5 protein-coding genes are annotated in these 4,168 nt (G+C 63.8%); 3 read left to right on the forward strand and 2 right to left on the reverse strand.

Annotation, left to right across the window (positions count from 1 at the left end; translation table 11 throughout):
- Nucleotides 1-267 precede the first annotated feature (267 nt).
- On the reverse strand, nt 268-756 hold the full coding sequence (gene lpqS / locus AC5Y7D_RS30660; RefSeq protein WP_499929914.1) for a putative copper homeostasis (lipo)protein LpqS: 489 nt from the start codon (nt 754-756) through the stop codon (nt 268-270).
- Nucleotides 757-927: 171 nt separating this feature from the next.
- Between lpqS (AC5Y7D_RS30660) and lpqS (AC5Y7D_RS30665) the strand changes: the two genes are divergently transcribed.
- The 3 genes from lpqS (AC5Y7D_RS30665) to AC5Y7D_RS30675 all read left to right on the forward strand — a co-directional run bounded on the left by lpqS (AC5Y7D_RS30665) (nt 928) and on the right by AC5Y7D_RS30675 (nt 3,361).
- On the forward strand, nt 928-1,377 hold the full coding sequence (gene lpqS / locus AC5Y7D_RS30665) for a putative copper homeostasis (lipo)protein LpqS (RefSeq protein WP_499929915.1): 450 nt from the start codon (nt 928-930) through the stop codon (nt 1,375-1,377).
- A gap of 501 nt (nt 1,378-1,878) precedes the next feature.
- The gene (locus AC5Y7D_RS30670) at nt 1,879-2,178 is read left to right on the forward strand and encodes a PE family protein (RefSeq protein WP_499929916.1); all 300 of its coding nucleotides are present in this window, start codon (nt 1,879-1,881) and stop codon (nt 2,176-2,178) included.
- Nucleotides 2,179-2,206: 28 nt separating this feature from the next.
- A complete protein-coding gene (locus tag AC5Y7D_RS30675) occupies nt 2,207-3,361 on the forward strand; it encodes a PPE family protein (RefSeq protein WP_499929918.1) in 1,155 nt (384 codons plus the stop codon).
- Nucleotides 3,362-3,653: 292 nt separating this feature from the next.
- On the opposite strand, the gene AC5Y7D_RS30680 is transcribed toward AC5Y7D_RS30675, so the two are convergent.
- On the reverse strand, nt 3,654-4,034 hold the full coding sequence (locus AC5Y7D_RS30680) for a hypothetical protein (RefSeq protein ID WP_499929920.1): 381 nt from the start codon (nt 4,032-4,034) through the stop codon (nt 3,654-3,656).
- Between the last annotated feature and the right edge of the window lie 134 nt (nt 4,035-4,168).

Raw genomic sequence — 4,168 nt, forward strand, 5'->3', positions numbered from 1 at the left:
TCGCAGTATCGGGGTGTTACCGACCAAGCCGTCGGGCTGGCGGTAACTTGCCGTCGCCGGGGGGCATTGTGCGCTGTCTTGGCGGTTCACCACCGCCAGTGACCGGGCACTGCACGACAAACGAGATTCCAGAGAGTTCGAAGAACGAGCAGAGTTGTTGTCCATTGCGATCGTCGCTTTCTAGCCTGAGGCCGCAGGCGCAGCCATTGACAAGGGGAGCGGCCACCGGCCGTCGTGACGATGCACAAACGGCCTGGCGCTACCCAGTCAGCGACGAGAAGAACACAACCGCGTCAAAAGTTCTTGACCGGTCAAAACAGCGGCGAGCCCACGCGGCGGACCGCGCCCGCCCAAGATCAGGTGCCGCCCGAACAACCCGACTGCGCCTACCGCCACTACCACCACACTCAGAGCAGCCACCGTGGTGACGGGCGCGTTGGGCAGCACGGCGGACATGAACGCCTCATGATGGGCAACCGACGGGTTTTCTATGTGCGCGTGATTGCTGTTGACCGCAAATTCGCCACCCAGCGAACTCACCAACACATGCGCCCGATGGGATGCAGCAGGCTCATGCCGCACCTCGGCGTGTCCGAGAACAAGGACCCACACCCCGACCGCGGTCACCACAGCAGCTAGTGCCACCGCCGATCGCCACCAGGGCCGTCGTCGGGACGCCTCTGTTCCGCTCACAATAATTGCAGGGTAGCAGCGCGAATGGTGCTCCACCGACGACAAGCCACCCTGCTGGAACATCGCGTCCGCCGGCGCTGTCGAGAACCCCATACCCCCTGAGGGTACAGGCGGGTGGGTCGTGTCGCAAGGGTTGGAGAGGTCACAAGAAGGGCGCAAATATCCTCGGGCCTCCGCCGAATTGTGGCCGAACTAGTCGTGAGCCGGCCACTCCGTGGTGTACCCTCGGTGGGTATGAGGACCGTCCGATTGTTGTCGGATGACCGTGGCGTCGGAGCATGCGGACCGCCACGACTGTGCTTTGCGGTCCTCGTGGCGGCTGCAGTGGCAGCATTGGCGATCGTCGGCCACTGCGTACCGGCCCCCGCGGCTGCTTCAGCTCTTTCGCCGCAGCAACAATCGTCGATTGCCTCGCTTCCTGTAGCAGTCCATGCCAGCGCTGATCAGCCGCAGCTTGCGCAAGAGCGGGCGAACTGCAAGGCGTCCAAGGTGTTCGCGATTGATGCGATACCAAAGGTGGCAGTGCCTGCGCTGGTCTTACTCGGCGTGGCCCTGGCGGCGCTGGCCGCCAGGGGGTGGCTGACACAGCTTGTGGCACCGGCTGGGCGGAGCCCTCCGCACGCACGTGTCGCCATTCTCTCCGGTCAAGACCTTCTGACTCGGATCTGCTTGGCTCGTCGCTGACTCGTCGGCGTCAGGCCATGGTGTTATACCGCCACGGCTGGTGCTATCTGCCCATGTCGATTTCCGCGCGGTAGTCGCGCCCTGATCTAAGCCGATTCATGTGAGTTATTTACTGTTGGATGACTTATCCGGATGTATGACTGCGTCTGAGCTACCTGGCTGCTCGCGGCCAAGCGGCGGAGGGCGTCCTAAACTCGTCTGTCGAGGCCGTTTTCGCCGAGTCGTACCTGGGGCTAGCGCACGCCGGTCGATGACCACAGGGCTATTCCAGGTGCGCGACCGATGGGAAACGATCGCCGGCGACCCCAGTGATTCACACGTCACGCAACGCGGCGGTTGCGGGGGGGTCCGTCAATGTCAGACGCGCGCGCGGGTAGCTCCTGGTCGACTGCGCGATACCACCCATCGTCCAAAGACCCCTGCATGGCCGGCTTCGGCCGCGCCCTCGGGAAGCGAACGCATTTCGGCAGCGGAGCCTAATTCTTCAAAGGAGGACCACACATGTCTTTTGTGACAACACATCCGGAAATACTGGCGTCGGCGGCCGGCGATCTGCAAACCGTCGGCGCGGCGGTGGAAGCCGGAACTGCGGCGGTCGCAGTCGCGACAGCCGCAGTGCTACCGGCGGCCGCTGACGAAGTTTCGACGTTGACGGCGGCCCAGTTCGCCGCGCACGCGCAGTTGTACCAAGCAGTGGCTGCCCAGGCTACAGCGATTCACGACCAGTTCGTCGCCGCCCTGGCGACTAGCGCCGGGTCCTATGCCGCCACCGAGGCTGCCAATGCGGCCGCGACCGGCTAACGCGGCCTGTAGTTGAAGGGATATGCGAATGGATTTCGGGGCACTCCCACCGGAAGTCAATTCGGCCAGGATGTATTCGGGTCCCGGCTCGGGGCCGATGCTGGCCGCCGCGACCGGCTGGGATGAGCTGGCCGTTGAAATGAGTTCAGCCGCAACATCTTACGCGGCCGTGATCGCACAGTTGACTGCTCTGTCCTGGTACGGTCCGGCAGCGACCTGGATGGCGTCGGCAGCTGCTCCTTATGTGACGTGGATGCGCACGACGGCCACCGCCGCAGAGCAGGCGGCCGACCAGGCACGTGCTGCAGCCGCCGCATATGCGGCGGCGTTTGCGGCGACCGTGCCGCCACCGGTGGTCGCGGCCAATCGCAGCTTGTTGATGACTTTGGTTGCGACAAACATCTTCGGGCAGAACACGCCGGCGATCGCGGCGACCGAGGCCCAGTACGCGGAAATGTGGGCTCAAGATGCTATGGCGATGTATGGGTATGCCGGTTCGTCAGCTGCCGCGTCGACGTTAACGCCTTTCGCTGCGCCGCGGCAGGTCGTCAATCCGAGCGGTTTGGCTGCGCAGGGTGCGGCTGTGGCCCAGGCGACGGGCGGTTCGGTGGCAACCGACACACAGGCCGCCCTCACGCAGCTGACATCGTCCTTACCCGCCGTGTTGCAGCAATTGGCTTCACCTCTGTCGTCGAGTTCGCTTACCTCGATGGTGAGTGCGATAAACCCGGAGCTGTCAACGATAAGTTCGACCGCGTGGATCGCCAGCGCCGGCCTGTCGACCGGGGAGAAGCTGAAGGGCCTGCTCCCGGCGGCCAGCAGCGCGCTCGCACCAGCAGTTGCCGAAGGATTGGCTAGCGGGCCACTCGGATCGGGCTTGACCGGTTTAGCAAGCTTTGGCGGCGCCGGCACGGGGGTGTCGGCGGGTATGGGGCAGGCGGGATTGGTTGGGTCGTTGTCGGTGCCGCCGAGTTGGACGGCCAGCGTGCCGGCCAAGGCGGCCGCTGCGCTGACGGGCACCAACCTCGGTGCTGCTCCGGCCGGTAACGCAGGCGTCCCGAGCAGCATGTTAGGGGGACTCCCGTTGGCAGGTGCAGGAGAGCGCGGTGTATCCGGGATAGTCCCCGATGCCCGGTTCCTGGAACGCCCCCCCATGGTTCCTCGCTGGTCAAATCTGGTGTAGCACAAGACCTCCACTGTGATCCGCAAGTAGTCCCCACTGAAGTTGTGGCGCGTCATATCCAGACGTCGGAGGGCATCTCATTTCGGCCGCTTCCCTGCGTGTCTGGTAAACATCCCCAATCCGCTAGAGGCATATCTCCTAAATGGCGGGTCCATGTGATGCAGGCGCTGAGGAAGCCGGCGCGGTAGAAGATAGCGAGTTTGTCGTAGCGGGGGCCAGTGCGCGCCACTATTCGAGCACGGCGAATGATTGTTCGACGAGATTGCTTTGCTTGTAGCGGATTCATCGAAGGCTAGGGGCGGCGACCGACGGATCCGTGGTGCGCCCGAGCCGCCGATAGCACCACGACCTGACAGTGATCGATCAGCGACAAAATCGGCCGAACCGCGTCAGGAGGGCGTGACCGGTGCGGACGGGGAACAGCACTATGGGGACCCCGCCCAGCTGGAGCTACACGATCAATCAGCCCGGCGGTAAATGCGGCCACCACACCCGCCACGCCGAGTTCCACCAACCTAGGAGTGCTTCGCGGCAACACCGAGGAGGCCAATACGCCATGACAATCTGTCAATGATCCGTTGAGCGGAATGCGCGGGGGCGGGCTTAGATAGGACGGCGAAACCTCAAGTGTGACAGCATGTTCGATAGCGCGACCCTCAACGCGGTGCCGCATACATAGCGACGGAAGTCGGCACAAGCAGCGACGATGCCGGACCCAACGGTTGCTCGGGATGACCAGTTCGCGGCGTCCGGTGAGCAATTCCCATCTTCAGGGACTTTAGTCCCTACCCCCGTGGGGTATATTGT

Source organism: Mycobacterium sp. NGS49 (assembly GCF_059812565.1).